This is a genomic window from Streptomyces sp. NBC_01314 (genome assembly GCF_041435215.1).
GTDB lineage: Bacteria > Actinomycetota > Actinomycetes > Streptomycetales > Streptomycetaceae > Streptomyces.
The window spans coordinates 8,976,196-9,002,961 of sequence record NZ_CP108394.1 but is presented as its reverse complement, the minus strand read 5'-3'; the positions used below and the strand labels follow the sequence as shown (position 1 = coordinate 9,002,961).

Genomic DNA, 26,766 nt, shown 5'->3' with positions numbered 1-26,766 from the left:
ATGGACCCCAGACAGTCGACACCGGTCGCGGCGCGATCGGCCCCGACGCGGTTTCCGACAGATCAGACCCCGAGCAGGTCCACCACGAAGATCAGCGTCTCACCGGGCTTGATCGCCGGAGTCGGGCTCTGGTTGCCGTAGGCGAGGTGGGCCGGGATGGTCAGCTGGCGACGGCCACCGACCTTCATCCCCTGCACACCCTGGTCCCAGCCCTTGATGACACGACCGCCACCGAGCGGGAAACGGAACGGGTCACCACGGTTCCAGCTGGCGTCGAACTCCTCACCGGTGGAGAAGGACACACCCACGTAGTGCACGGTGACGGTCCGACCCGCCTGGGCCACCTCGCCGTCGCCCTCCCAGATGTCCTTGATCGCCAGCTCCGCCGGCGGCTCACCCTCGGGGAAGTCGATCTCGGGCTTCTCGATGCTCACTTCATCACTCCTTGTTGCGGGACCTGCGTCGGGAACAGTCTCACAGACCGGTGGGTCAGACGGTGCCGAGGATGTCCACCACGAAGACCAGCGTGTTCTTGGCCAGCTCACTCTCGGGGCTCGCGCCGTAGCCGAGGGACGGCGGGATCACCAGCAGCACCCGGTCGCCCACGTTCTTGCCGACGAGGCCCTTGTCCCAGCCTGTCACGACCGAGCCGGTGCCGATCTGGAAGGCGGTGCCGCCACCGTGGTCCCAGGAGGAGTCGAACTTCTTCCCGTCCTCCCACTTGACCCCGGTGTACTGGGCGACGAGCCCCTGGCCGGCCTCGACCTTCTCGCCACTGCCTTTGATCAGCACCTGCTCCTTGAGGTCCTTCGGGGCCTTGGCGCCCTCGGGGATGGTGATGGTCGCCGCCTTCTTCGGCGGTGCCTTCACCTCGGGCATGCCCGCCTCGAGGGCCGCCTGCTCACCCTCGGCCTCGGCCTGGACGTCCACGGTGCCGGCGGCGACCGGGTCGATCACCCAGACCAGCACGTCCTTCGCGGCGATGCCGGCATCGGGGTTCAGGTTCTGGCCGAGCAGATCACCCGCGGTGCCCTGCACAAGGATCCGGCTGCCCGGCTTCTTGCCCTTCACCACGTCGAGAACCTTTTCGGGCAGCTGCTGGCTGGGCTTGCCGATCTGTTCGACGGACTGCCGTCGAGGCGCCTTGTCGCCGGCCGTCGCGGCGGCCCAGGTGCCGCTGAGCGCCTGGTCGCCGCCCCACTTCTCGACGGTCCAGTCCAACCGCACGAAGTCGGAGGCCTTGATCGCGCTTCCGCTGCCCTCCGAGAGCGTCTTGGTCACGGTCTTCTCGGACGGTTCGGCGTCCTTGGGCACGGAGATCTCGGGCTTCGCCCCGACCTTCCCCTTGACCTGGGCGATGCCTTCCGCCGTATCACCGTCGTTCCCGTCGTCCGATCCGCACGCGGCGGTGAACAACAGAGCGGGAACGGCCAGCAGCGCGGCGACGCGTCGTTTCGTGTTGTGGTTCATCAGTCCAACTGGGCTCGGAGGTGGGGGCAGTGGCCGCCACTCTACGACGAACGTGCTCCCGGGACGGATCGCCGCAAGACACGCCGTCGCCCGGGCCGGAATCCGGCCCGGGCGACGTTCACCGCGTATGCGACCCGCTGACCGCGGGTCAGGAAGCCGTTTCGCCCTTCAGCGAGCGGAGCTTGCCGAGGAACGCGGTCCGGTCCATCCGGTCGGCGGGGCCGCCGTCGTGCGCGCCGTCCGCGTACGTGGCGTCGACCACGGTGTCGCCGGTCTCCCGGTAGAGGAAGTTGGGCGTCATGGCGGGCTCGGACTCCGAGTCGACGGCCTCGTACTCGCTGCCGAAGACGACCAGCGAGGCACCCTCCTTGAAGGTCTCCTTGGCCGGCGCCTCCTCTATCTCGTACCGGACGCCGTCAGCGCTGCCGCCCATCGACCGCACCACGACCTCGGAGCCGTTCTTCAGATCGCCCTTGTGCACCTTGTCGACCCGGATGACGACGGGCGTATAGACGACCTCGAACGAAATCTCTCTCACCGCAGACACAGAAACGCCCGGTGTCCGAGGTACGAGTACCTCGGACACCGGGCGGCCCACACGGACAACGCCGGGCCGGTCCGCGTCAGCTCACATTCCGGCGATCAGCTTCTCCACCCGGTCGTCCACCGAACGGAACGGGTCCTTGCACAACACCGTGCGTTGTGCCTGGTCGTTGAGCTTCAGATGCACCCAGTCGACCGTGAAATCACGACGCTGTTCCTGGGCACGCCGGATGAAGTCCCCGCGCAGCCGCGCCCGAGTGGTCTGCGGCGGAACCGACTTGCCCTCGAAGATCTTCAAGTCATTGCAGATACGGGTGGCTTGACCTTTCCTCTCCAGCAGGTAGTAGAGGCCACGGCGGCGGTGGATGTCGTGATATGCGAGGTCTATCTGCGCGACCCGCGGATTCGACATGGTCATGTTGTGCTTCGCCCGGTACCGCTCGATGAGCTTGTACTTCATCACCCAGTCGATTTCGGTGCCGATCCGGTCGAGGTCCTCGGCCTCGATCGCGTCCAGCGTGCGGCCCCACAGCTCCAGGACCTGCTCGACGGTGCCCGTACGGATGCCGCGGCGCTCGACGAAGTCCACGGCCTTCTCGTAGTACTCGCGCTGCACCTCCAGCGCGGAGGCCTCACGGCCGCTGGCCAGCCGCACCTTGCGGCTGCCGGTCAGGTCATGACTGACCTCGCGGATCGCCCGGATCGGGTTCTCCAGAGTGAGGTCACGCATGACCGTGCCCGCCTCGATCATGCGCAGCACCAGGTCGGTCGCACCGACCTTCAGCAACATGGTCGTCTCGGACATGTTCGAGTCGCCCACGATGACGTGGAGACGGCGGTACCGCTCGGCGTCCGCATGCGGCTCGTCGCGGGTGTTGATGATCGGCCGGGAGCGGGTGGTCGCCGAGCTGACGCCCTCCCAGATGTGCTCCGCGCGCTGGCTCACGCAGTACACCGCACCACGCGGTGTCTGCAGCACCTTGCCCGCGCCACACAGCAGCTGCCGGGTGACGAGGAACGGAATCAGGATGTCCGCGAGCCGGGAGAACTCCCCGTGCCGGGCCACCAGATAGTTCTCGTGGCAACCGTACGAGTTGCCCGCCGAGTCCGTGTTGTTCTTGAAGAGGTAGACGTCGCCCGCGATTCCTTCCTCGTGCAGGCGGCGTTCGGCGTCGACCAGCAGTCCTTCGAGAATGCGCTCGCCGGCCTTGTCGTGAGTGACGAGTTCGGTCACGTTGTCACATTCGGGTGTCGCGTATTCCGGATGTGAGCCCACGTCGAGATAGAGGCGGGCTCCGTTCCGCAGAAACACATTGCTGCTGCGGCCCCATGACACGACACGGCGGAAGAGGTACCGCGCCACCTCGTCAGGAGACAGACGGCGCTGTCCCCTGAACGTGCACGTGACGCCGTACTCGTTCTCCAGCCCGAAAATGCGGCGGTCCATGACTGAACATTACGCCCGATCCACCGAGCTGAAACGGGGTTCGGCAGCACGGTTTGGATCATTTTCCGATGAGACCGCAACCACCGCACCCTCAGAAGGAACAGCGAGAACCCGCCCGGTGGCCAGCAGAACCAGCAACGACACGGCCCCCGCGGCCCCCGGCACGGCGAACCCCCACAGCGTCCCGCCCCACTCGACGACCGGTCCCGCGACGGCCGTTCCGACCGACTGGCCCACAGTGAACGTCGTCACGATCCAGGAGAACGCCTCGGTGACCGTGCCGCGCGGCGCGTGCCTGTCGACGAGGACGAACACACAGGCGATGGCCGGCGCCAGGAACACACCCGCGAGTGTCGTGAGCCCCGTCATCCCCACCGGACCGGGCATCAGCGTCAGCGGCACGTAACAGACCGCCAGAAGCGCCACCAGCACCTGCAGACGCCGCTCCGGCGCCCCGCTCCACTGCCGCGCGCCGTACACCGTGCCGCCCACCAGCGCCCCCAGCCCGACGCCCGCCATCAGCCAGCCGTAGACGGCGTCCCCGCCGTTGTCGTCCGCGTAGGAGACGGCGGCGACGGTGATCGAGCCGAGGGCGATACCGACGAAGAAGAACGCGCCGAGCAGCGCCAGCAGCCCCGGCGAGCGCAGCGCGCCCAGCCAGTGGGCCTCACGCGGAGCGGAACGCCAGGCCCGCGAGGGCGGCGAGACGACCACCCACAGAGCACCGAGCACCCCGATGACACTGAGCGCGACGAGCGCGGCCGACGCCGACCACAGCGCCACGCACACGGTCACCAGCAGCGGCCCGACGGTGAACATGACCTCCTGCGCCACCGCGTCCATCGCGTACGCCGTGTGCACCTGCTCCTCCTTGCGGAGAACCGAGGACCACAGGGCCCGCAGCCCGCCCTCCAGAGGAGGCGTGAACAGCCCGGCGACCGCCATGGCGAGATACGCCACCGGCAGCGGATCCAGCCCCGACAGCGCGAAGACGGACATGGCGAGGGCGGCGACGACGGCCGCCGGCAGCTGTACACGCGGCTGTCCGTGGCGGTCGACGAGCCGCCCCAGCAGCGGCTGCCCCACGGCGTTGGCGAGGCCGTACACGGCGGCCAGCGCGCCGGCGAGACTGTACGTGCCGCCCTCCGCGCGGACGAAGAGCACGATGGCGATCGCGGCGGTGGCGTTCGGCAACCGGCCCACCAGCGTTCCGGCGAGCAGCCGCGCCGCGTGCCGCGTCCTGAGGATCTCGAGATATCCGGCGGCCATGTCCTGCCTCTCGATGCGCTGTCGACGAGCGAAGTGTTACGTATAACGTCCCTCGTCCATACGTACCATGTGCCCTGTCCACGAGTCCAGACGAGGGAGCAGGCCGACAGTGGCACGAGGTAGTACACGGCCCACGAGCCGTGACGTCGCCCAGGCCGCCGGCGTCTCCCAGGCCGCCGTCTCCCTCGTCCTCGGCGACAAATGGCGCGGCCGCGTCTCCGAGACCACGGCGGAACGCGTACGCGAAGCCGCGCGCGACCTCGGCTACCGGCCCAACCTCGCAGCCCGCAACCTCCGCCTCGGCCGCACCCGGACCGTACTGCTGGTGGTACCCGCCCTCACGACCGAGTTCTTCGCGGGCGTCTACACAGGCGCCGCCCGGGTCGCCGCGCGCCACGGCTTCGGCGTGGTTTTGTATCCCTCCCCCGAAGGCGTCGGCCCCGCCCGCGACCCCTTCGCCTCCGCCCAGGCAGCCCTCGACGGCGTGATCGCCTCGTCCATGGCCGCCGACGCGCTGACCGCGATCCGAGGCGACCAACTGCCCCTGGTCATGCTGGACAGCGACCCGGAAGGCAGCCTGGGAGCCGCCACCGTCAACCTCGACATCCGCGACGGCATACGACAGGTCGCCGCCCACCTCCTCGCGCTGGGGCACCGCCACTTCCTGCACCTCGCCGCCGACATCCCCTCCTGGACCTTCGACGTCCGCGCCCGCGAACTGGCGGCCCGGGTCGGCTCGACGCCGGGCACGTCCCTGCGAACGGCCGCCGCGCCGATCTCCATCGAGGGGGCACTGGCCGCGGCGGAGGGCGCGCTGAGCGGACCCGGGAAGCGGCCCACCGCGGTCGTCTGCGACGACGACAAGCTGGCCGCCGGCGCGTACAAGGCCGCACGACGGCTGGGACTGCGGGTACCGGAGGACGTCTCCGTGACCGGGCTCGACGACCTGGCCCTCGCCACCGCACTGGATCCCGAGCTGACGACCGTGCGGCTGGACTCGGAGTCGTTCGGGGAGCGAGGGATGGAAGCGCTGCTGGCCGTCCTGGAGGGCCGCACGCCCGCGGAGGGGGACATTCCTGTGGAGCTGGTGGTTCGCGGATCCACGGCACCACCAGGGCCCTGACGAGGGCAACCCGACCGTGGGACGACCGTGGCTGATCACGCAGTTCCCCGCGCCCCCACCAGGGGCACTCCAGTGCGACCTCAATACGCCGCGCGCCCCGGCCTGTGCCGGCCGGGGCGCACTACGGGCGGGGTGTTTCCGAAGGCGCCGGTACTACTCGTCCTCGTCGGCGCTCTCGGCCTCGGTGGCGGCGCCGTCGATCTCCAGCAGGCGCCCCAGCTGTCGACCGACGATGCGCTTGAACTTGCGCTTCTGCGGGCGGGTACGGTCGAGGACCGCGACCTCGAGGCGCTCGGCGGGGATCTCCCGCTGCGTGCCGTTGGTGTCACGGGACAGGGCCTGCACCGCCAGCTTCAGGGCCTCCGCCAGGGACATACCGTCCTCGTGGCGCTGGTCCAGATAGCTGCTGATCTGCTCGGCGTTACCCCCGACCGCGACCGAGCCGTGCTCGTCCACGATCGAACCGTCGTGCGGCAGCCGATAGATCTGGTCACCCTCGGGGGTCTCCCCCACCTCGGCCACGACCAGCTCCACCTCGTACGGCTTCTCGGCCGCCGAGGAGAAGATCGTGCCCAAGGTCTGGGCGTAGACGTTGGCGAGACCACGGGCGGTCACGTCGTCACGGTCGTAGGTGTAACCGCGGAGGTCGGCGTAGCGCACACCACCGATCCGCAGGTTCTCGTACTCGTTGTACTTGCCGGCGGCCGCGAAGCCGATCCGGTCGTAGATCTCGCTGAACTTGTGCAGCGCACGGGACGGGTTCTCGCCGACGAACACGATGCCGTCGGCATACTGCAGCACGACCAGGCTGCGGCCACGGGCGATGCCCTTGCGGGCGTACTCCGCCCGGTCGGCCATCGCCTGCTGGGGTGAGACATAGAACGGCGTCGACACCGGTTATCCGTCCCTTTCTGTCGAAGTCACTGGATCACCTTGATAAGAGGGCCGTCGACCGGACCAGCTAGAGCAGCGCGGCGCGCGGGCCGTCGGGCTGCTCCAGGCGCCGCTCCAGGATCGCGCGGGCGATCTCGGAGGACTCCTCGTCGGTGAGCCGGCGGAAGCCGTCCTCGGTGATCACGGTGACGATGGGGTAGATCCGGCGGGCGACGTCGGGGCCACCGGTGGCCGAGTCGTCGTCTGCCGCATCGTAGAGGGCCTGGATCACGAGGGTCGTCGCCTCGTCCTCGGAGAGGTCGGCACGGAAGAGCTTCTTCATCGCGCCGCGCGCGAAGATCGAGCCGGAACCGGTGGCCGCGTAGCCGCTCTCCTCGGAACGACCACCCGTCACGTCGTAGGAGAAGATGCGGCCCTTGCCCCGGTCCACGTCGAAACCGGCGAAGAGCGGGACGACGGCCAGGCCCTGCATGGCCATGCCCAGGTTGGAACGGATCATGGTCGACAGACGGTTGGCCTTGCCCTCCAGCGAGAGCTGCGCGCCTTCGACCTTCTCGAAGTGCTCCAGCTCCAGCTGGAACAGCTTGACCATCTCCACGGCCAGACCGGCCGTGCCGGCGATACCCACCGCCGAGTACTCGTCCGCCGGGAACACCTTCTCGATGTCCCGCTGCGCGATCATGTTCCCCATCGTGGCCCGGCGGTCACCGGCGAGCACCACACCGCCAGGGAACGACACGGCCACGATCGTCGTGCCGTGCGGGGCCTCGATGACGCCCTGGACCGGCGGCAGCTGCCGCTTGCCGGGGAGCATCTCCGGCTGGTGGTCCGACAGGAAGTCCATGAAGGACGACGACCCAGGCGTCAGGAAGGCAGCTGGTAGACGCCCGGTGCTACGAGTGTTGGCTTCCACGAAGTTCCCTCCAAGTAGGCGGCAGCCCGACGAACAGCGTCGGGATCGTCTCCCAACTTGCCGATGGCCGAATTACAGTTGAAGCACAGTACGCCTCGGACCCTACCCGTCTTATGACAGTGATCCACATGAACGGCCGGGGCTTTCAGGCAGATCACGCAGAGGCCCATCTGCGAGGCGATCATCTGGTCACGCTCAGCTTCGGTCATGCCGTACTGCCGCTTCAGGTGCCCTGCGCGACCCTCTGCGGCACGGCATGTTTTGCAGCGAGTCGACAGCCCATCCGAAGCAGTGGCGTTCCGATGCCACTCACTCCACGCCTTGACCTCGCCGCATTTGAGGCAGAGCTTGTGCCCCTCAGGAACCTCCGCCCGGGGCCGGACCTTCTTACCCAGGCTCTCCTGGCGTGTCCGGTGATAGTTAGATGCACAGTCCCGGCAATGCCTTTGGAGTCCGTCGAGGTTTGACCTTCTGCGGGCGAAGGCTGCGAGCGGCTTGTCTTCGCCGCACCGCACGCAGCGCTTCACGCCATCTTCGATTGACAACGCAAGATCCCCCGCAGCCTTCAATTAAAAGGCTACTCGCCGCCTTTCTGAACGAATGATCGAACGAAATCCTCGGCGTTCTCTTCCAGGACATCGTCGATCTCGTCCAGAACCGAGTCCACGTCGTCGCTCAGCTTCTCCTGTCGTTCCTTGAGGTCCTCCGAAGCCTGCGCCTCCGGCGCCGCTTCGGTCTCCTCGGTGGAACGGGTCGCCTTCTGCTGTCCGCCGCCGGTGTCCTTGGTCGCCATAACCCTCACCCCGCTCAGTTCGCCCGACATGGTCGGCAGGTCGGCTTTCCTGCCGATCGGTGATGATCAGACCCTACAAGCCCGGTCTGACATTGGCCCCGTCGTTTCCACAACGTCCGGGGACCACCTCGATGATTCCCGGACGCCGCTGTTTCCACCCTGCTCGGCGGAATGGGATCACAGCGCGGTTCAGCGTCCTGACAGGACCCTGACCAGGTCTTCTGCCGTGCGGCAGCGGTCCAGGAGCTCCTTGACGTGATTTCGCGTTCCGCGAAGCGGTTCGAGGGTTGGGACGCGCTGGAGCGAATCCCGTCCCGGAAGATCGAAGATCACCGAGTCCCAGGAGGCCGCCGCGACGTCGTCCGCGTACTGCTCCAGGCAGCGGCCGCGGAAGTACGCACGGGTGTCCTCCGGCGGCTTCGTACGGGCCCTGTCGACGTCCGTCTCGTCCAGGAGCCGCTTCATCTTGCCGCGGGCCGCGAGACGGTTGTAGAGGCCCTTCTCGGCGCGTACGTCGGCGTACTGGAGGTCGACGAGGTGGAGTCGGGCGGCGTCCCAGTCGAGGTCGTCCCGGCGCCGGTAGCCCTCCATGAGTTCCCGCTTGGCCACCCAGTCCAGCTCGCCCGAGAGGCTCATGGGATCGTTCTCGAGCCGGTTGAGCGTGTCCTCCCACCTGCTCAGGACATCCTTGGTCTGGTCGTCCGCGTCGGCCCCGAACCGCTCCTCCACGTACTTGCGCGACAGCTCGTAGTACTCCATCTGCAGCTGTACGGCGGTGAGCGTGCGCCCGCTGCGGAGGGTGACGAGGCGTTGCAGGGTCGGGTCGTGCGAGACCTGGTGCAGCGTGCGTACGGGCTGGTCGACGGCCAGATCGACGGCGATGAAGCCGTCCTCGATCATCGACAGCACCAGGGCTGTCGTGCCCAGCTTGAGGTAGGTCGAGATCTCCGACAGGTTCGCGTCGCCGATGATCACGTGGAGGCGGCGGTACTTCTCCGCGTCCGCGTGGGGTTCGTCGCGGGTGTTGATGATGGGGCGCTTGAGGGTGGTCTCCAGGCCGACCTCGACCTCGAAGTAGTCGGCGCGCTGGCTGAGCTGGAAGCCGTGTTCGTGGCCGTCCTGGCCGATGCCGACGCGGCCGGCGCCGGCGAAGACCTGGCGGGAGACGAAGAACGGCGTGAGGTGGCGCACGATGTCCGAGAAGGCGGTCTCCCGCTTCATCAGGTAGTTCTCGTGCGTGCCGTAGGAGGCGCCCTTGTTGTCGGTGTTGTTCTTGTAGAGGTGGATCGGCTGGGCGCCGGGGAGCTGGGCGGCGCGCTCGGCGGCTTCGGCCATGATGCGCTCGCCGGCCTTGTCCCACAGGACGGCGTCCAGGGGGTTGGTGACCTCGGGGGCGCTGTATTCGGGGTGGGCGTGGTCGACGTAGAGCCGCGCGCCGTTGGTGAGGATGACATTGGCGAGGCCGATGTCCTCGTCGGTGAGCTGGCTGGAGTCGGCGGAATCGCGGGCGAGGTCGAAGCCTCGCGCGTCCCGCAGCGGGTTCTCCTCCTCGAAGTCCCAGCGGGCCCGGCGGGCCCGGTGCATCGCCGCGGCGTAGGCGTTGACGATCTGGGACGAGGTGAGCATGGCATTGGCATTGGGGTGGCCGGGGACGGAGATCCCGTACTCCGTCTCGATGCCCATTACTCGCCGTACGGTCATGCGGCCCTCCTTGCCCGGCGGCGCCCTCGGTCGGGGACGCCGCTCAAGTACCGCTGGCGCTCCGGTGCGTGTGCGGTGCCCGTCCCCGCACTGCGCGACTCGGCGGTACGGAAGAGCCTAGAACGGCTCTGCGCTGGTGGGGAGATCATTTGCGTCATTGCCTTGCTCCGGCCGTTGCCCGAAAAACAGTCGGCTGCGGGTACCCACCGAGGGCACCCGCAGCCGCCCTGTGTTTTACAGGTACTGTCCGGTGTTCGCCACCGTGTCGATGGAGCGTCCGGTGTCGGAGCCCTGCTTTCCGGTGATCAGCGTACGGATGTAGACAATCCGTTCGCCCTTCTTTCCGGAGATTCGGGCCCAGTCGTCCGGGTTGGTGGTGTTGGGCAGGTCCTCGTTCTCCTTGAACTCGTCCACGCAGGCCTGGAGGAGGTGGGAGACGCGGAGGCCTTTCTGGTTCTTGTCGAGGAAGTCCTTGATCGCCATTTTCTTGGCGCGACCGACGATGTTCTCGATCATCGCGCCGGAGTTGAAGTCCTTGAAGTAGAGGACTTCCTTGTCTCCGTTGGCGTAGGTGACTTCCAGGAAGCGGTTTTCCTCGGATTCGGTGTACATGTGTTCCACTGCCGTCTGGATCATGCTCTGGACGGTGGCGGACCTGGAGCCGCTGTGTTCGCCGAGGTCGTCGGCGTGCAGCGGGAGACGCTCGGTGAGGTACTTCTGGAAGATGTCCTTGGCCGCTTCGGCGTCCGGACGCTCGATCTTGATCTTCACGTCGAGCCGGCCGGGGCGCAGGATGGCGGGGTCGATCATGTCCTCGCGGTTGGAGGCGCCGATGACCACGACGTTCTGCAGGCCTTCCACGCCGTCGATCTCGGCGAGCAGCTGCGGGACGATGGTGTTCTCCACGTCCGAGCTGACGCCGGAGCCACGGGTGCGGAAGAGGGATTCCATCTCGTCGAAGAAGACGATGACGGGGGTGCCCTCGCTGGCCTTCTCCCTCGCACGCTGGAAGACGAGGCGGATCTGCCGCTCGGTCTCGCCGACGTACTTGTTGAGGAGTTCGGGGCCCTTGATGTTGAGGAAGAAGCTCTTGCCGGTGGCCTGTCCGGTGACTTCGGCGACCTTTTTGGCCAGTGAGTTGGCCACGGCCTTGGCGATGAGCGTCTTGCCGCATCCGGGGGGTCCGTAGAGCAGGACGCCCTTGGGCGGGCGGAGTTCGTGCTCCTTGAACAGGTCCGGGTAGAGGTAGGGGAGCTCGACCGCGTCGCGGATCATCTCGATCTGGTTGCCGAGGCCACCGATCTGCTCGTAGCCGATGTCGGGGACCTCTTCGAGGACGAGTTCCTCGACCTCGCTCTTGGGCACGACCTCGTAGACGTAGCCGGAGCGGGGTTCGAGCAGGAGGGCGTCGCCGGGGCGGATGGTGATGTCCAGCAGCGGCTCGGCGAGCCGTACCACCCGTTCCTCGTCGGTGTGCCCCTGCACGAGGGCGCGCTCACCGTCCTCAAGGATCTCCTTGAGGGTGACGATGTCGCCGACGCTCTCGTACTCCATGGCCTCGACCACGTTGAGTGCCTCGTTGAGCATCAGTTCCTGGCCGCGCCGGAGCTCTTCCAGGTCGACGCTGGGGCTGACGTTCACCCGGAGTTTGCGTCCTCCGGTGAAGATGTCGGCCGTGCCGTCCTCGTTCGCCGTGAGGAAGACACCGAAGCCGGCCGGCGGCTGTGCGAGCCGGTCGACTTCCTCCTTGAGGGCCACGATCTGGTCGCGGGCCTCACGGAGTGTGTTGGCGAGCCGCTCGTTCTGTGCGGACACGCCGGCCAGATTGGTCTGCAGCTCGACGATCCGCTCTTCGAGAATCCTCGTGTGTCGCGGAGAGTCGGCGAGCTTGCGTCGCAGGACGGCGATCTCCTGCTCAAGGTAGGCAATCTGCCCGGCCGGGTCGTCGGACCCTCGTCCCGGGCGGATGCCGCGGTTCATGTCGTCGTCGTGGGCTGCCACGGTCCTCACCTCCTCCAAGGGGAGCTGGACGCTTCCAGACCCTACCTGGGTGGGTGTCGATTGAAACCCCTAGATCACAAAGACGGTCGGGGTGTGTCCGATCTTCACCCTTGCGCTCTCCCTCACGCCAGGGGAATACCCACCGAACGTGGTTGGGAAGCCGCCCCGGGTAGGGTCGAAGTGTTCAACACCCGTCAGAGCCTGCATCGTTCCCGACCGGCTCGACGATCGAGACGGCAGGAGAGATGACCGTGCAGCAGGAGGCCGGAGCCGAGGGCGGGCCGCTGGAGGTCTGGATCGACCAGGATCTCTGCACCGGTGACGGTATCTGCGTCCAGTACGCGCCCGAGGTGTTCGAGCTGGACATCGACGGGCTGGCCTATGTGAAGGGCTCGGGCGACGAGTTGCTGCAGGCCCCGGGGGCCACAACGCCCGTTCCGCTGCCGCTTCTCACGGATGTGGTGGACTCCGCGAAGGAGTGTCCGGGCGAGTGCATCCATATACGTCGGGTTTCGGACAGGGTCGAGGTCTTCGGGCCTGACGCGGAGTGACCCGACGGGTACTCCGCGTCGCCGGGTGTCTGCTTTCTCACACCGGGTTTGCCGGGTGATCACTTCCCGTTCGCCCGTGGTGGGCGGTGTCAGACGTTTTGCGCTCCGGCGGGCGTCGAGCGTACGAACGCCCCGTTCTTCCACTGCCACTTGACGAGCTCCGTGACGTCGGGGCAGCAGTTGGGCACGTCGGCCGACGAGTAGCCGTGCAGGGTCGCGGTGACGGCGGCGTCACGGACGGCGAAGTCGGAGACGGATCTGCGGTCCTTCGGGTTCACGAGGGTGGCGACGACCCTGGGCTGTGCGGCGTCGGTGGAGCGGGTGAGGACGTACACACCGTCGGGCGGGGTGCCCATGCTGGCGTCGCAGTGGACGACGGCCACGGTTTCGGGGCGGCCGTCTCCGTCGAGGTCCCCGGAGCCCTTCTTCTTCACGACGATGCCGACGTGCCCGCAGTCGAGGGGGAGGGCGACCTCGGTGGGGTCGGGGGCCGCCACGACGGCCGGGGCCGGGTTCGCCTTCGGGGCGGGCTGGGCCGCTCTCGCCGCGTCGGGTTGAAGGGCGGACGACAGGGCGACGACTCCGGCGAGGGCGGTGGCCGTGGCGAGCCAGTGGATGGGGCGGGTGTGCGCGTGTGCCAGTTCCGGGACGGCGGATTGCTGCACTAGGAGCGTCTCCTGGGGGTGCTGTGCCGGTTGGGATGACCCGCATGGTGCCACACGTCACAGTGGGGGTGGAACGGCGGGGTACGTGGGTCCCGCAGCTTTCTCGTGGCGCGTCAACGGGAGAGCGCCGTGGCCGAGTTCCCGGGCACTGCCGGGAACTCGGCCACGTCAAGAGCGCGTTGCGTGCGGCGGGCGGCCGCCCGCGGTGCCGGGTGGGCGGTGGCTCAGCGGCCGGCGCCGCCGTCGGCGTTGGGGCCGGAGTAGTCCTCGCCGTAGGAGCCCTTGGAGGGGCGGCGGCGGCGCATGAGGGGCTCGACGCCGTCGGCGAGGCGGCGGGCGGTGAGCAGGAAGCCGGTGTGGCCGATCATGCGGTGGTCGGGGCGGACGGCGAGGCCCTCGATGTGCCAGTTGCGGACCATCGACTCCCAGGCGCTCGGCTCGTTGAAGCAGCCGATCTCGCGGATGGACTCGACGGTCCGGGCGAGCTGGGTGGTGGTCGCGACGTAGCAGCAGACGATGCCGCCGGGGACGAGTGCCTTGGAGACGGCCTCCAGGCATTCCCAGGGGGCGAGCATGTCGAGGACGACGCGGTCGACCTCGGTGTCGCTGAGGTTGTCCTGGAGGTCGCCGACGGTGAGCTGCCAGGCGGGGTGGGGGCCGCCGAAGTAGCGCTCCACGTTGGCCTGGGCGATCTCGGCGAAGTCCTCGCGGCGCTCGTAGGAGTGCAGCATGCCCTGGTCGCCGATGGCGCGCAGCAGGAAGCTGCTGAGTGAGCCGGAGCCGACGCCCGCTTCGACGACGCGTGCGCCGGGGAAGATGTCGGCGAAGGCGAGGATCTGCCCCGCGTCCTTGGGGTAGACCACGGCGGCGCCGCGGGGCATGGACAGGACGTAGTCGGGGAGCAGGGGGCGCAGCGCGAGGTAGGCGACGTTTCCGGTGGTGCGGACAACGCTGCCCTCGGGTGCGCCGATCAGCTCGTCGTGCGGGAAGGAACCTTTGTGGGTGTGAAAGTTCTTTCCGGCTTCGAGCGTGAACGTGTAGTGGCGGCCCTTGGGGTCGGTCAGCTGAACCTGGTCCCCGACCTTGAAGGGCCCGCGGCGGCGGGCGGCACCGGTCGGTTCGGACATGTGACCAGCCTACCGGTCCCCGGAGGGGCGGCCGACCACTGGCCAGGCAGGCGGCAGGTGCGGGTTGTTCGTGGCTGGTCGCGCAGTTCTCCGCGCCGCTTTCGGGGCTCTCAGCTGGGCCTTGCCATGGCCTTCACGAACGCGCGTTCCACGTCGGCCGCCGAGAGGACTCCGTAGATCTCGCCCGAGTCCTCCACCACCAGGTACTCGCTGGCGGGGGCCGCGCGGAGGGCGTCGAGGAGGTCTTCGCCCGCGAGTTCGGCGGAGACTCGCATGCCGTCGGTGAGGTCCTGGGCGAGGCCGCTGACGGCCACCCAGGGGCGGCGGTGTTCGGGTACGCCGACGATGGCGGCCTCGCGGACGAGTGAGAGGGGCTCGCCGTCGAGGTCGACGATGACGAGCGCGCGGGCGCCGGCTTCGTTGGCGCGGCGCAGGGCCTCGGAGAGGGGGGTGTCGGTCTCGACGGGGACCGCGCGGCGGGTGAGGGTGCGGGCCTGGAGTTCGGGCAGGTGTTCGCGCAGACGGGCCATGCGGAGGCTGTTGCCGGCGCCGGTCCAGATGATCGCGGCGAGGATCGCGGCCAGCAGGGCGTCCAGGACGGTGTCCATGCCGACGCTGTCCTCGGCGGCCGAGCCGAGCAGGCCGGACTGGGTGAGCAGCGGCAGTCCGATGAGGACGGAGACGGCGAGGGCGCGGCCGACCCAGGCGGCGGCGATCGTGCCCGTCATCGGCTTGCCGGTGATCTTCCAGACGACGGCGCGGAGCATGCGGCCGCCGTCGAGGGGCAGTCCGGGGAGCAGGTTGAACGCGGCCACGATCAGGTTGGAGATCATGAGGCCGGCGAGCAGGACGCCGGGGACGGTGCCCGGCTCGACGGCCAGCAGGGCGACGTAGAAGACACCCGCGAGGATCAGGGAGAGCAGGGGGCCGACGAAGGCGAGGACGAATTCGCGGCCGGGGGTCTCGGATTCCTTCTCGATCTCCGAGACGCCGCCGAAGAACTGGAGCTGGATGCGGCGCACCGGCAGTTTGTAGCGCAGGGCGGCGATGGTGTGGGCGAGTTCGTGGACGAGCACGGAGGCGTAGAAGGCGACCGCGAAGAACAGGGCGACGAGGTAGCGGAGGGCGCCGAGTTCGGGCAGGACGCGGTCGAGCTGGCCGCCGAAGACCCAGGTGATCAGGGCGGCGACGAGGAACCAGCTGGGCGCGACGTACACGGGCACGCCGAAGGGGCGGCCCATGAGGATGCCGCCGCCGGGGTCCTTGGGGCGCCCGGGCGGTTTGGGTGCGGCGTCCGAGTGGGCGTGGGGGCGCGCGAAAGCCGCTGTGCGCTCCGGCTCGTCCTCCGGCGCCTTCTCCAGGTCGGCCGAGGCCGCCGGGGCCGCTGAGTCCGCCGGGGGCTCGCTCGCCGAGTCGGCCGACGGTTCGTCCACGGCGTCCGGCGAGGCCTGGTCCGCCGGGCCTGCGGACGGCTTGTCCGCCGAGTTCGTCGGCGGTTCGTCCGCGGCAGTCGACGGGGGTCGGTCCGCCGGGGCCGGGGACTGCGTGTGTGCGGGGGTTTCTGATGGGGTCGCGGACTCGGGGCCGCCGGGGGTCCTGGATGCGCCTGGTACCTCGGCGGTGCCGTGCTGCTCGGTGGCGTCCTGTTCCTCGGCGTCTTCCTCGGCGTCGCCGGAGGAATTGGAGGCGCCCGGTGTTTCGGAGTCGCCGGGCTCTTCGGGGGTGTCTGTCGCGCGGGGGGTTTCGGAGGTGGGGATGTGCTCGTCGGGGGTGGGGTGGGCCGGGGCCGGGGTGGGGGCGCCGTTCTCCGCCGGTGGCTCGGTCGCGTCGCGGTGTGCGCGCTCGGGCGCCTCGTCGCTGTCGGACCGCGGCTGCCCGCTCCCGCCGCTCGTCTCCACGATGTCCCCTCGTTCGAAGCGTCTTCCGCGCCCGGTGGCCGGGCGGAAGGGTCTACGGTCGATGCTATGCGGTCACCGGGGCGCGTTCCGCCCCGGCACCCCCTCTGTTTTCCCCCACGTCGCACAAGGCACACGGGTGTCGGCGTGCGGGTGTCGGTCGGCGGTCGTACGGGCCCGTGGCTGTCACTGTCAGTGGTGGGCCGTATGGTCTGGGGTCATGGAAACGAGCACCGACGGAGCCGGCACCGTCCCCGTGGGCGGCGAGGACGGCCGTCCTGCCGTGCGGGCCGCCGCGCCGCCTGCCTCGCTGTCGCCGTCGCGCGCCAGCGACTTCATGCAGTGCCCGCTGCTGTACCGGTTCCGGGTGATCGACCGGCTGCCCGAGAAGCCGAGCGAGGCGGCGACGCGCGGCACGCTGGTGCACGCGGTGCTGGAGAGACTCTTCGACGCGCCGGCCGCCGAGCGGACGGCGCCGCGGGCCAGGTCGCTGGTACCGGGACAGTGGGACCGGCTGCGGGAGACCAGGCCGGAGGTCGTGGAGCTGTTCGCGGACGACGCGGAGGGTGAGCGGCTCGCTCGCTGGCTGGCCGAGGCCGAGCAGTTGGTGGAGCGCTGGTTCACGCTGGAGGACCCGACGCGCCTGGAGCCCGCCGAGCGGGAGTTGTTCGTGGAGGCGGAGCTGGACTCGGGGCTGAGGCTGCGCGGGATCATCGACCGGGTGGATGTGGCGCCCACCGGGGAGGTGCGGATCGTCGACTACAAGACGGGCAAGGCGCCGCGCCCCGAGTACGCCGAGGGCGCGCTGTTCCAGATGAAGTTCTACGCCCTGGTGGTGTGGCGGCTGAAGCGGGTCGTGCCGCGCCGGCTGCAGCTCGTCTATCTCGGCAGCGGTGACGTCCTGACGTACGACCCGGTGATCGCGGACCTGGAGCGGGTGGAGCGCAAGCTGCTCGCGCTGTGGGAGGCGATCCGGCTGGCCACGGAGACCGGTGAGTGGCGGCCCCGGCCGACCAAGCTGTGCGGCTGGTGCGACCACCGGTCGGTGTGTCCGGAGTTCGGCGGTACTCCCCCGCCGTATCCGCTGCAGGTGAGGTCGCCCGAGTCGGCCGACGACGGACAGGGCAGAATGGGCCCGGACTAGGGTCTGTCCGGTGGGATCAGGCCTGGGCCACGGGGGCCCGAAGCCGGCCTGATCCAGAAGACAGGCCCTAGCGAAGGAGACTTTCGTGGCCGTCCGGGTCCTATTGGTCGACGACCAGCCTCTGCTGCGTACCGGCTTCCGGATGATTCTGGAGGCGGAGCAGGACATCGCGGTCGTCGGGGAGGCCGGTGACGGTCTGCAGGCGCTCGAGCAGGTGCGGGCGTTGCAGCCCGACGTGGTCCTGATGGACATCCGTATGCCCCGGATGGACGGGGTGGAGGCGACCCGGCAGATCACCGGGCCCGGGCGGGACGGTCCGGCGAAGGTGCTGGTGCTGACCACGTTCGACCTGGACGAGTACGTGGTGGAGGCGCTGCGGGCGGGTGCCAGCGGGTTCCTGCTCAAGGACGCCCCGGCCAATGAGCTGGTGCAGGCGATCCGGGTGGTGGCCAACGGGGAGGCGATGCTGGCGCCGAGCATCACGCGCCGTCTTCTCGACAAGTACGCGGTGCATCTGCCGTCGGGCGACGAGCAGGTGCCGGACACCCTGCACACGCTGACCGACCGTGAGGTCGAGGTGCTGAAGCTGGTGGCCCGGGGTCTGTCGAACGCGGAGATCGCAGCCGATCTGTTCGTCAGCGAGACCACGGTCAAGACGCATGTGGGTCATGTGCTGACCAAGCTGGGCCTGCGCGACCGGGTGCAGGCGGCGGTGTACGCGTACGAGAGCGGGCTGGTGCGCCCCGGCGCGCAGTAGGGGCCGGCATCGCATGACGCGCCGAGGGCGCCCTCTTCACCGGAAGAGGGCGCCCTCGGCGTGTGTGGCCGTCTCGGCTCAGCCCTTGCTGATCTCCCAGAAGCGGAAGACGGTCGACGCGTCCAGGCAGTACTCCAGGCCGTAGACGTCGTCGCCGACGACGGCGTACTGCTTGGCCTGCCAGATGGGGATGAGGGGGACGTCGGTGGCGACGATGTTCTGCAGTTCGGCGTACTCCTTCTCCGTGGCGGAGCGCTCGCTCTCGGCGGCGGTCTTCGGGAGGAGTTCACCGGTGATGGTGGCGTTGGTGTAGTTGTTGCCCAGCACGTTGCCCTTGCCGAAGAAGGGGCCGGTGAAGTTGTCGGGGTCCGGGTAGTCGGGGACCCAGCCCTTCACGTACACGCCGTACTTGCCGGCGGCGATGTCCTTCTCGTACTTGCCGAAGGCGACGGATTCCACGTCGGCGTCGAACAGCCCGCTGTCGTTGAGCTGTTGGGCGATGGCCTCCAGCTCCTCGTCGGTGGAGGGGCCGTAGCGCGACGGGGTGGACCAGAGGGTCAGTTCGACCTTGTCGGTGATGCCGTCGGCGCGCAGGGCGGCCTCGGCCTTGGCCGCGGAGGGGCGGGCGCCGTAGGTGTCGAAGAAGGCCGTGTTGTGGCCGGTGATGCCGGCCGGGATGATCGAGTACAGCGGTGTGGCGGTGCCCTGGTAGACCTTGTCGACGAGGGCCTCGCGGTCGAGGAGGTGGGCGATGGCCCGGCGGACGCCGACCTTGCCGGTGACCGGGTCGTCCATGTTGAAGACGAGGTGCTGGACCTCGGCGCCGGTGCCGTCGACGATGTCGATGCCGTTGGCGGTGGAGGTGTCGGTCTCGATGTCGGAGATGTCGGAGGCGCCGAGGCCGCGGTAGGTGACGTCGAGGTCACCCTCCAGCAGGTCCTTCTTCAGGGCTTCCTGGTCGCCGTGGAAGAACTTGAGGGTGACACCGGTGTTCTCGACGTCGGCGGTGCCCTTGTAGTTCTCGTTGACGGTGAAGACGGCGTCGTCCTCGCCGAAGGACTCCAGCTTGTACGGGCCGGAGCCGACCGCCTCGCCGTCCTTGCGGAGGCCGTCGGCGTCGTACGAGCCCTCGTCGACGATCGAGCCGGCGCCGGAGGCGATCTTGCTGGGGAAGGTGGCGTCGGCGTACTTGAGGTCGAAGCGGACGGTCTTGTCGTCCGGGGTCTCGACCTTGTCGAGCATGGGGAACATGATCGCGGGGCCGGCGTCGTCGTTGATCTTCAGCATGCGGTCGAAGGAGAACTTGACGTCCTTCGAGGTGAGCGCCTCACCGTTGCTGAACTTCAGGCCGTCCTTGAGGGTGCACTCGTAGACCTTGGTGCCGCTGCTGTCCGCGAAGGAGCACTCCTCGGCGAGGTCCGGTTCGGGTTCCGTGGCGCCGTTGGGGAAGCTCAGCAGCGACTGGAAGACGTTGTTGAAGAGGAGCCAGGATCCGGGGTCGTAGCCGGAGGCGGGGTCGGTGGCCAGGACGTCGTCGGACATCCCCATCACGACGTTGGAGCCGGAGTCCCCGGATCCCCCCGAGTCGGAGCCGCAACCGGTCAGCAGGCCGGCGGCAAGCCCTGTCGCGATGGTCAGGACGGGCCACGGGGTGCGCATGTTCACGTATGGATGCCTTGTGTCGTCGGGTGCATTGCGGGTGCTCCGGGTTCCCCCGAGGCCGGTCGGCCTCTGTCCGGAGGGGTGGTGAGGTCCGGTCAGTTGCCCATGCCGCGGCCCAGCTCCCAGAGCTGGAGCGTCGAGGCGGAGTTGAGGGCGTACTCGGCACCGGTGATGTCGTCGCGGACGGCGACGTACTGCTTGCCCTGCCACAACGGGAGGATCGGCACGTCGTCGGCGACGATGTCCTGGATGCCGGTGAGGCTGTCCGAGGCGGTGAGGCGGTCGGCCGCGCGACGGGATTCGGGGATCAGCTTGCTGCGGATCTCGCGGTTGGCGTACGGCGAGCCGAGGAAGTTGTCCTTGTCGAGGAAGGGCGCGAGGTAGTTGTCGGCGTCGGGGAAGTCCGGGAACCAGCCCATGCCGTAGACGGCGTACTCGCCCTTCTGCTCGGCGGGGCGGAACGTGGACCAGGGGGCGCCCTTGATGGTCACGTCGAACAGGTCGCTGTCGTTGAGCTGCTTCCGCAGCTGCTCGAACTCCTTCTTCGTGGCCGCGCCGTAGTGGTCGGTCGTGTAATGCAGGGTCAGCTTCACCGGCGCGGTGACGCCTGCGGTCTCCAGGGTCGACTTCGCCTTGTCGACGTCCGGGTCGCCGTACTTGTTGAAGAACGAGTTGGAGTGGCCGGTGAGGCCGGCCGGGACCAGCGAGAAGAGGGGTTCGGCCTGGGAGCCGTACACCTTGGAGACGAGTTCGCCCCGGTCGATGACCTCGGCCATGGCCTGGCGGACGGCCGTGCTGCGTACCGGGGTGGCTTCGGTGTTGAAGGCGAGGTAGCGGATCTCCAGGCCCTCGGACTCGATCACGTCGATGTCGCTGTCGGTGGACTCGGAGAGCTTGTTGATCTGCTTCGGCGTCATGGTGCGGGTCATCAGGTCGATGTCGCCGTCCTTGAGGGCGGTGCCCATGGCGTCGGCGTTCGCGAAGGAGCGCAGCTCGACCTTGTCGTTCTTCGGGTCCAACTGGCCCCTGTAGTTGGGGTTCTTGGTGAAGACGGCGCGGACCAGCTCGTTGTTCTCGACGTCGGCGTCCAGGGTGTACGGGCCGGAGCCGTCGACCTCGAAGCCGTCGCGCAGCTTGCCCTTGTCGTAGTCGGCCGGGTTGACGATGCCGGCGACCGGGGTGGACAGCTTGTACGGGAGGGTCGCGTCGGGGCTGTTGAGGTGGAAGATCACCTCGTTGTCGCCCTTGGTCTCGACGAGGTCGATGGTGGACAGCAGGGCGAAGACACCGCTGTCGGCCTTGAGGGAGCGGGCGCGGTCGATGGAGAACTTCACGTCCTCGGCGGTGACCGGGTCGCCGTCGGCGAACTTCAGGCCGCTGCGCAGCGTGCAGGCGTAGCGCTCGTTGCCGCTGTCGGTGAAGGAGCAGTTGGAGGCGGCCTCGGGTTCCGGTTCGCCGTCGCCGCGGGGCTGGACCAGGAGGGTCTGCACGGTCTGGCGGAGGATGTTCCACGTGCCGACGTCGTAGGCGTAGGCCGGGTCGATGGGGGCCGGGGCCTCCTTCGAGGCGGTGAACCGGTCGGTGGTGCCGACGACGATCGCGTCACCGCTGCCACCCGCGCTGTCGGTGGGACCGCAGGCGGCGAGTACCGGGGCGAGCAGACCGATCACGGCCGGCAGCACCAAGGTCTTGCGGTTCATGCTCGAGTTTCTCCAGAGCTGTGTTCCGGGACGGGGGCCGGCGGGGTGGTGCGAGCGCGTCACGGGAGGTACGGCGATGTTCTCGTGTCGAGGTTAGCCCGCACCGCCAGAAAGGCCCGCGCGCACCGGAGTTGAGTTCCCCTCACGCTGCGGAACCGGGTGTGGACACAAACGGTGTAGCGGGCACGGAATGTTTGGGTGCACGCTTCACCAATCGGGACACAAGGTCATGCTGAACACCCCTGAATGCGGGGATTGAACGCGTCCGGAGGTCGCCCGGAGCCCCGCGGGAGTGGTAAACGTCACAGGCGGAAAGGGGTTCCCGGGTCCGGGAATTCAGTCATTGCGAGCGGACCGAATTCCCGGCGCGGGGCGCTGTGCGTGATCTTGGAATTTCTTGCGCTTTCAATGGCCCGTCGTCGTCATCAGGCCGCGCAGAAAGGGCAGGTCGACCTCTTCCAGCGAGGTCACGACGGTGCGCCGGACGGCAGGGGCGATGGGGGCCACGGACGGGACGGCAACCACATGGCAGCCGGCGGCCTCGGCGGCGGCGACGCCGGTCGCGGTGTCCTCGATGACCGCGCACCGGGCCGGATCCGCGCCGAGGCCGGAGGCCGCGAGGAGGTAGGGGTCGGGGAACGGCTTGGTCCGCTCGACCTCGTCGCCCGCGACGGTCAGCGCGAAGTGCTGGGCACCCAGGGAGGCCAGGACGCGGTCGATGATGCGCCGGTGCGAGGCGGAGACCAGGGCCGTGGGGACGCCGTGCGCGGCGAGTTCGGCGAGGAGTCTGGAGGCGCCGGGCATCAGGGGCAGCGCCTGCTCGATACGGGCCTCGAAGCCGTCGTTGAGCAGCACGCTCAGCTCGGGGAAGGTGATGTCGGCGCCGGTGGCCTCGATCAGGAAGCCCGCGCTGCGGCTCATGGGGCCGCCGACCACGACATGGCGCCAGGAGTCGTCGAGGGTGTGGCCGAGGCCGGCGAAGATCTCGACCTCCACGTCCCACCAGAACCCCTCGGTGTCCACCAGGGTGCCGTCCATGTCGAGGAGCACGGCCTGCAGCGCGGAGCCTTCGGCCGTACGGGTTCCTAGCGCGGGGATCGTCGTGGTCATCCGGCGCACCTCCTTGTGGGACGAGCAGGCCGGTTCCCGGATGGGGAACCGGCCTGCGGTGGACCGTCCAGTCTACGGCGCCGCGCGGGAAAGCGCCTTCGGGCGAGGCAGCACCGCGCCCGCAAGGGGCGCGGGGAACTGCGCGACCGGCCACAACGGACCCGTGGACAACGCACCGCCGGTGAGCGGAGCGCTAGCGCGCGTTGAAGTACTTCGCCTCGGGGTGGTGGATCACGATCGCGTCGGTGGACTGCTCGGGGTGGAGCTGGAACTCCTCCGAGAGCTGTACGCCGATCCGCTCGGGCTCCAGCAGTTCCGCGATCTTGGCGCGGTCCTCCAGGTCGGGACAGGCGCCGTAGCCGAGGGAGAAGCGGGCACCCCGGTACTTGAGGTCGAACATGTCTTCGATCACGGCCGGGTCCTCCCCGGCGAAGCCCAGCTCCGAGCGCACGCGGGCGTGCCAGTACTCGGCGAGGGCCTCGGCCAGCTGCACGGACAGGCCGTGCAGTTCGAGGTAGTCGCGGTAAGAGTTGGACTCGAAGAGCTTGGCGGTCTCCTCGCCGATGCGGGAGCCGACGGTGACGACCTGGAGGCCGACCACGTCGGTCTCGCCGGACTCCTCCGGGCGGAAGAAGTCGGCCAGGCACAGCCGGCGGCCGCGGCGCTGGCGCGGGAAGGAGAACCGGGTCCGTTCGTTGCCGGCGTCGTCCAGGATGATCAGGTCGTCGTCCTTGGAGACGCAGGGGAAGTAGCCGTAGACGACGGCCGCTTCGAGGAGGTTGTCGGTCTGCAGCTTGTCCAGCAGGCCGCGCAGCCGGGGCCGGCCCTCGGTCTCGACGAGCTCCTCGTAGGTCGGCCCGTCGCCGGTGCGGGCCTGCTTGAGCCCCCACTGACCCTTGAAGAGGGCGCCCTCGTCCAGCCAGGTGGCGTACTCCTTGAGCTGGATGCCCTTGACGACGCGGGTGCCCCGGAACGGCGGCGTGGGGACGGGGTTGTCGGTGGCGACGTCGGAGCGGACGTGGCCCTCCTCCGGGCGTTCCTCGACCGCCGTGGCCGTGGCCGTGGCCCGTACCCGACGCTGCCTCAGCTCGGGCAGGGCCGCCCCCGGCACGCCGCGTTTGACGCCGATGAGGGCGTCCATCAGACGCAGGCCCTCGAAGGCGTCGCGGGCGTAGCGGACCTCGCCCCCGTAGATCTCGTACAGGTCCTGCTCGACGTAGGCGCGGGTGAGGGCGGCGCCGCCGAGGATGACCGGGTAGTCGGCGGCCATGCCGCGCTGGTTCAGCTCCTCCAGGTTCTCCTTCATGATCACCGTGGACTTGACCAGGAGGCCGGACATGCCGATGACGTCGGCCCGGTGCTCCTTGGCCGCGTCGAGGATCGCGGAGACCGGCTGCTTGATGCCGAGGTTGACGACGTTGTAGCCGTTGTTGGACAGGATGATGTCGACGAGGTTCTTGCCGATGTCGTGGACGTCGCCGCGGACGGTGGCCAGCACGATGGTGCCCTTGCCCTCGGCGTCCGACTTCTCCATGTGCGGTTCGAGGTGGGCGACCGCGGTCTTCATGACCTCGGCGGACTGCAGCACGAACGGCAGCTGCATCTGTCCGGAGCCGAAGAGTTCACCGACGACCTTCATGCCGTCCAGGAGGGTGTCGTTGACGATGTCGAGGGCCGGGCGGGTTTGGAGGGCCTCGTCGAGGTCGGCCTCCAGGCCGTTCTTCTCGCCGTCGATGATGCGGCGCTTGAGGCGCTCGTCCAGCGGGAGGGCGGCCAGCTCCTCGGCCCTGCCGGCCTTCAGCGACTTGGTGGTGGCGCCCTCGAACAGTGCCATGAGCTTCTGGAGGGGGTCGTAGCCCTCGGCGCGGCGGTCGTGGATGAGGTCGAGAGCGGTCTGGACCTCCTCCTCGCTGAAGCGGGCGATCGGCAGGATCTTCGAGGCGTGCACGATCGCCGAGTCCAGGCCCGCCTTCGCGCACTCGTCGAGGAAGACGGAGTTGAGGAGGACACGGGCGGCCGGATTGAGGCCGAAGGAGATGTTCGACAGCCCCAGCGTCGTCTGCACCTCGGGGCGGCGGCGCTTGAGTTCGCGGATCGCCTCGATGGTGGCGATGCCGTCCTTGCGGGACTCCTCCTGACCGGTGCAGATGGTGAAGGTCAGGGTGTCGATGAGGATGTCCGACTCGTGGATGCCCCAGTTGCCGGTCAGGTCGTCGATGAGCCGTTCGGCGATCTCGACCTTCTTCTCCGGGGTGCGGGCCTGGCCCTCCTCGTCGATGGTCAGCGCGATCAGCGCGGCGCCGTGCTCCTGGGCGAGCGCGGTGACCCTGGCGAAGCGGGACTCGGGACCGTCGCCGTCCTCGTAGTTGACGGAGTTGATGACCGCACGGCCGCCGAGCTTCTCCAACCCGGCCCGGATGACGGGCACTTCGGTGGAGTCCAGCACGATGGGGAGGGTGGAGGCGGTGGCGAAACGCCCGGCGAGTTCGGCCATGTCGGCGACACCGTCGCGGCCCACGTAGTCGACACACAGGTCGAGCATGTGGGCGCCCTCGCGGATCTGGTCGCGGGCCATCTCCACACAGTCGTCCCAGCGGGCCTCCAGCATCGCGTCACGGAACTTCTTCGAACCGTTGGCGTTCGTCCGCTCGCCGATCGCCATGTACGAGGTGTCCTGGCGGAACGGGACCGTCTGGTAGAGGGAGGCGGCGCCAGGCTCGGGGCGCGGGGCGCGCGCGGCGGGCGCGAGGTCCCGGACGCGCTCGACGACCTGACGCAGGTGCTCGGGGGTGGTACCGCAACAGCCGCCGACGAGGGAGAGGCCGTACTCGCGGACGAAGTTCTCCTGGGCGTCGGCGAGTTCGGGGGCCGTCAGCGGGTAGTGGGCGCCGTCCTTGGTCAGCACCGGCAGACCGGCGTTGGGCATGCAGGACAACTGGATGCGGGAGTGGCGGGCCAGATAGCGCAGGTGCTCGCTCATCTCGGCGGGGCCGGTCGCGCAGTTCAGGCCGATCATGTCGATGCCCAGCGGTTCCAGCGCCGTCAGCGCGGCGCCGATCTCCGAGCCGAGCAGCATGGTGCCCGTCGTCTCGACCGTCACCGAGACGATCAGGGGGACGTCGTATCCGGCCGTCCGCATCGCGCGGCGCGCGGCGATGACGGAGGCCTTCGTCTGCAGCAGGTCCTGGGTCGTCTCCACCAGCAGTGCGTCGGCGCCGCCGGCCAGCAGGCCCTCGGCGTTCTGCTGGTAGGCGTCCCGGATGGCGGTGAAGGTGGTGTGGCCGAGGGTGGGCAGCTTGGTGCCCGGACCGATGGAGCCCAGCACCCAGCGCGGGCGGCCGTCGCGCGCGGCGAACTCGTCGGCCGTCTCGCGGGCGATGCGGGCGCCGGCCTCGGACAGCTCGGCGGTGCGCTCGGCGATGTCGTACTCACCCAATGCGGTGAGGTTCGCGCCGAAGGTGTTGGTCTCGACGCAGTCGACGCCCGCGTCGAAGTACGCGGAGTGCACCGAGCGGACGATGTCGGGGCGGGTGGCGTTGAGGACCTCGTTGCAGCCCTCCAGCTGCTGGAAGTCCTCCAGTGTGGGGTCCTGCGCCTGAAGCATCGTGCCCATCGCGCCGTCGGCGACCACCACACGGGTGGCGAGGGCCTCGCGCAGGGCCTCGGATCGGGCCCGGCCGGAGGCGGCGGACGAAGGGGACGTGTTCGGCAACGAGGCCATGGAGCTGCTCCCTGGAGTGCGACGGCTGTCGGCTTTGCGGCTTCTCATGGAAGGCGCACGCCGCAAGGGTAGCCCGGAGCGCCACGGATGGTCAGGAGAGTCCACGGGACGGACGGGCGTGGCGTACGCGTCCGAGTGCGGTTTACTCCGACGACGAAATGAACGACGGACACCGCTCCGGCACCGCACGCACACCCCACGATCACATGACCGTCGAACAGACACCCGACGGCCACGGGAACGTCACCGCGCGACGGGTGTGGCCGAAAAGCTGTTGACG

General features: G+C 68.8%; 22 protein-coding genes. 4 read left to right on the top strand and 18 right to left on the bottom strand.

The window, feature by feature from the left end:
* Nucleotides 1–62: 62 nt before the first annotated feature.
* From OG622_RS39620 to OG622_RS39600, 5 genes are all read right to left on the bottom strand, one after another.
* Nucleotides 63–434 carry an FKBP-type peptidyl-prolyl cis-trans isomerase gene (locus OG622_RS39620; RefSeq protein WP_371581445.1) on the bottom strand — a complete coding sequence of 124 codons (372 nt, stop codon included), beginning with the start codon at nucleotides 432–434 and terminating at the stop codon, nucleotides 63–65.
* A 55-nt stretch (nucleotides 435–489) separates the two neighbouring features.
* A complete protein-coding gene (locus tag OG622_RS39615) occupies nucleotides 490–1,470 on the bottom strand; it encodes an FKBP-type peptidyl-prolyl cis-trans isomerase (protein ID WP_371581444.1) in 981 nt (326 codons plus the stop codon).
* Between the two features lie 148 nt (nucleotides 1,471–1,618).
* On the bottom strand, nucleotides 1,619–2,008 hold the full coding sequence (locus OG622_RS39610; protein ID WP_371581443.1) for a hypothetical protein: 390 nt from the start codon (nucleotides 2,006–2,008) through the stop codon (nucleotides 1,619–1,621).
* Nucleotides 2,009–2,098: 90 nt separating this feature from the next.
* Entirely contained in the window at nucleotides 2,099–3,460 is a 1,362-nt protein-coding gene (pafA, locus tag OG622_RS39605; RefSeq protein ID WP_371581442.1) for a Pup--protein ligase, read from the bottom strand.
* A 9-nt stretch (nucleotides 3,461–3,469) separates the two neighbouring features.
* Entirely contained in the window at nucleotides 3,470–4,729 is a 1,260-nt protein-coding gene (locus OG622_RS39600) for an MFS transporter (protein ID WP_371581441.1), read from the bottom strand.
* A 109-nt stretch (nucleotides 4,730–4,838) separates the two neighbouring features.
* On the opposite strand from OG622_RS39600, the gene OG622_RS39595 reads away from it, so the two are divergent.
* Nucleotides 4,839–5,852: a LacI family DNA-binding transcriptional regulator gene (locus OG622_RS39595; RefSeq protein ID WP_371581440.1), complete on the top strand. Its 1,014-nt coding sequence runs from the start codon at nucleotides 4,839–4,841 to the stop codon at nucleotides 5,850–5,852.
* Between the two features lie 153 nt (nucleotides 5,853–6,005).
* Here the strand turns inward: OG622_RS39595 and prcA are convergent, their stop codons facing one another.
* The 6 genes from prcA to arc form a co-directional block, all read right to left on the bottom strand.
* Nucleotides 6,006–6,746: a proteasome subunit alpha gene (gene prcA, locus OG622_RS39590; protein WP_371581439.1), complete on the bottom strand. Its 741-nt coding sequence runs from the start codon at nucleotides 6,744–6,746 to the stop codon at nucleotides 6,006–6,008.
* Between the two features lie 67 nt (nucleotides 6,747–6,813).
* Complete coding sequence (gene prcB, locus OG622_RS39585) at nucleotides 6,814–7,659, bottom strand: proteasome subunit beta (RefSeq protein ID WP_371581438.1); 846 nt, start codon at nucleotides 7,657–7,659, stop codon at nucleotides 6,814–6,816.
* Nucleotides 7,611–8,186 carry an endonuclease VII domain-containing protein gene (locus OG622_RS39580; RefSeq protein WP_371584362.1) on the bottom strand — a complete coding sequence of 192 codons (576 nt, stop codon included), beginning with the start codon at nucleotides 8,184–8,186 and terminating at the stop codon, nucleotides 7,611–7,613. Before OG622_RS39580 ends, prcB begins: the two co-directional genes overlap by 49 nt.
* A 50-nt stretch (nucleotides 8,187–8,236) precedes the next feature.
* Nucleotides 8,237–8,452, bottom strand: coding sequence for a ubiquitin-like protein Pup (locus tag OG622_RS39575; protein ID WP_005485230.1), 216 nt, complete (start codon nucleotides 8,450–8,452; stop codon nucleotides 8,237–8,239).
* Between the two features lie 189 nt (nucleotides 8,453–8,641).
* Nucleotides 8,642–10,153, bottom strand: a complete 1,512-nt coding sequence (dop, locus tag OG622_RS39570; protein ID WP_341846093.1) for a depupylase/deamidase Dop — start codon at nucleotides 10,151–10,153, stop codon at nucleotides 8,642–8,644.
* A gap of 234 nt (nucleotides 10,154–10,387) precedes the next feature.
* Nucleotides 10,388–12,154, bottom strand: coding sequence for a proteasome ATPase (gene arc, locus OG622_RS39565; RefSeq protein ID WP_371581437.1), 1,767 nt, complete (start codon nucleotides 12,152–12,154; stop codon nucleotides 10,388–10,390).
* Nucleotides 12,155–12,399: 245 nt separating this feature from the next.
* Here arc and OG622_RS39560 point away from each other — a divergent pair, with 245 nt between their 5' ends.
* Nucleotides 12,400–12,705 carry a ferredoxin gene (locus tag OG622_RS39560; protein ID WP_371581436.1) on the top strand — a complete coding sequence of 102 codons (306 nt, stop codon included), beginning with the start codon at nucleotides 12,400–12,402 and terminating at the stop codon, nucleotides 12,703–12,705.
* A gap of 89 nt (nucleotides 12,706–12,794) precedes the next feature.
* On the opposite strand, the gene OG622_RS39555 is transcribed toward OG622_RS39560, so the two are convergent.
* From OG622_RS39555 to OG622_RS39545, 3 genes are all read right to left on the bottom strand, one after another.
* A complete protein-coding gene (locus OG622_RS39555) occupies nucleotides 12,795–13,370 on the bottom strand; it encodes a hypothetical protein (protein WP_371581435.1) in 576 nt (191 codons plus the stop codon).
* 224 nt (nucleotides 13,371–13,594) lie between these two features.
* On the bottom strand, nucleotides 13,595–14,497 hold the full coding sequence (locus tag OG622_RS39550) for a tRNA (adenine-N1)-methyltransferase (RefSeq protein WP_371581434.1): 903 nt from the start codon (nucleotides 14,495–14,497) through the stop codon (nucleotides 13,595–13,597).
* Nucleotides 14,498–14,607: 110 nt separating this feature from the next.
* Complete coding sequence (locus tag OG622_RS39545; protein WP_371581433.1) at nucleotides 14,608–16,395, bottom strand: site-2 protease family protein; 1,788 nt, start codon at nucleotides 16,393–16,395, stop codon at nucleotides 14,608–14,610.
* Between the two features lie 217 nt (nucleotides 16,396–16,612).
* Between OG622_RS39545 and OG622_RS39540 the strand changes: the two genes are divergently transcribed.
* Both OG622_RS39540 and OG622_RS39535 read left to right on the top strand, forming a co-directional pair.
* Nucleotides 16,613–17,536: a RecB family exonuclease gene (locus OG622_RS39540; RefSeq protein ID WP_371581432.1), complete on the top strand. Its 924-nt coding sequence runs from the start codon at nucleotides 16,613–16,615 to the stop codon at nucleotides 17,534–17,536.
* Between the two features lie 85 nt (nucleotides 17,537–17,621).
* Nucleotides 17,622–18,293: a response regulator gene (locus OG622_RS39535; protein WP_371581431.1), complete on the top strand. Its 672-nt coding sequence runs from the start codon at nucleotides 17,622–17,624 to the stop codon at nucleotides 18,291–18,293.
* A gap of 78 nt (nucleotides 18,294–18,371) precedes the next feature.
* On the opposite strand, the gene OG622_RS39530 is transcribed toward OG622_RS39535, so the two are convergent.
* The 4 genes from OG622_RS39530 to metH all read right to left on the bottom strand — a co-directional run bounded on the left by OG622_RS39530 (nucleotide 18,372) and on the right by metH (nucleotide 26,486).
* The gene (locus OG622_RS39530) at nucleotides 18,372–19,958 is read right to left on the bottom strand and encodes an ABC transporter substrate-binding protein (RefSeq protein WP_371581430.1); all 1,587 of its coding nucleotides are present in this window, start codon (nucleotides 19,956–19,958) and stop codon (nucleotides 18,372–18,374) included.
* A gap of 92 nt (nucleotides 19,959–20,050) precedes the next feature.
* Nucleotides 20,051–21,655, bottom strand: a complete 1,605-nt coding sequence (locus tag OG622_RS39525) for an ABC transporter substrate-binding protein (protein ID WP_371581429.1) — start codon at nucleotides 21,653–21,655, stop codon at nucleotides 20,051–20,053.
* Nucleotides 21,656–22,060: 405 nt separating this feature from the next.
* Nucleotides 22,061–22,765 carry an HAD family hydrolase gene (locus tag OG622_RS39520; protein WP_371581428.1) on the bottom strand — a complete coding sequence of 235 codons (705 nt, stop codon included), beginning with the start codon at nucleotides 22,763–22,765 and terminating at the stop codon, nucleotides 22,061–22,063.
* Nucleotides 22,766–22,958: 193 nt separating this feature from the next.
* On the bottom strand, nucleotides 22,959–26,486 hold the full coding sequence (gene metH / locus OG622_RS39515; RefSeq protein ID WP_371581427.1) for a methionine synthase: 3,528 nt from the start codon (nucleotides 26,484–26,486) through the stop codon (nucleotides 22,959–22,961).
* Nucleotides 26,487–26,766 lie beyond the last annotated feature (280 nt).

Coding starts and splice junctions, on each gene's coding strand:
- OG622_RS39615 (WP_371581444.1), bottom strand. CDS start 1,470: ATGAACCACAACACGAAACGACGCGTCGCCGCGCTGCTGGCCGTTCCC.
- pafA (WP_371581442.1), bottom strand. CDS start 3,460: ATGGACCGCCGCATTTTCGGGCTGGAGAACGAGTACGGCGTCACGTGC.
- OG622_RS39600 (WP_371581441.1), bottom strand. CDS start 4,729: ATGGCCGCCGGATATCTCGAGATCCTCAGGACGCGGCACGCGGCGCGG.
- OG622_RS39575 (WP_005485230.1), bottom strand. CDS start 8,452: ATGGCGACCAAGGACACCGGCGGCGGACAGCAGAAGGCGACCCGTTCC.
- dop (WP_341846093.1), bottom strand. CDS start 10,153: ATGACCGTACGGCGAGTAATGGGCATCGAGACGGAGTACGGGATCTCC.
- OG622_RS39560 (WP_371581436.1), top strand. CDS start 12,400: ATGACCGTGCAGCAGGAGGCCGGAGCCGAGGGCGGGCCGCTGGAGGTC.
- OG622_RS39550 (WP_371581434.1), bottom strand. CDS start 14,497: ATGTCCGAACCGACCGGTGCCGCCCGCCGCCGCGGGCCCTTCAAGGTC.
- OG622_RS39540 (WP_371581432.1), top strand. CDS start 16,613: ATGGAAACGAGCACCGACGGAGCCGGCACCGTCCCCGTGGGCGGCGAG.
- OG622_RS39525 (WP_371581429.1), bottom strand. CDS start 21,655: ATGAACCGCAAGACCTTGGTGCTGCCGGCCGTGATCGGTCTGCTCGCC.
- OG622_RS39520 (WP_371581428.1), bottom strand. CDS start 22,765: ATGACCACGACGATCCCCGCGCTAGGAACCCGTACGGCCGAAGGCTCC.
- metH (WP_371581427.1), bottom strand. CDS start 26,486: ATGGCCTCGTTGCCGAACACGTCCCCTTCGTCCGCCGCCTCCGGCCGG.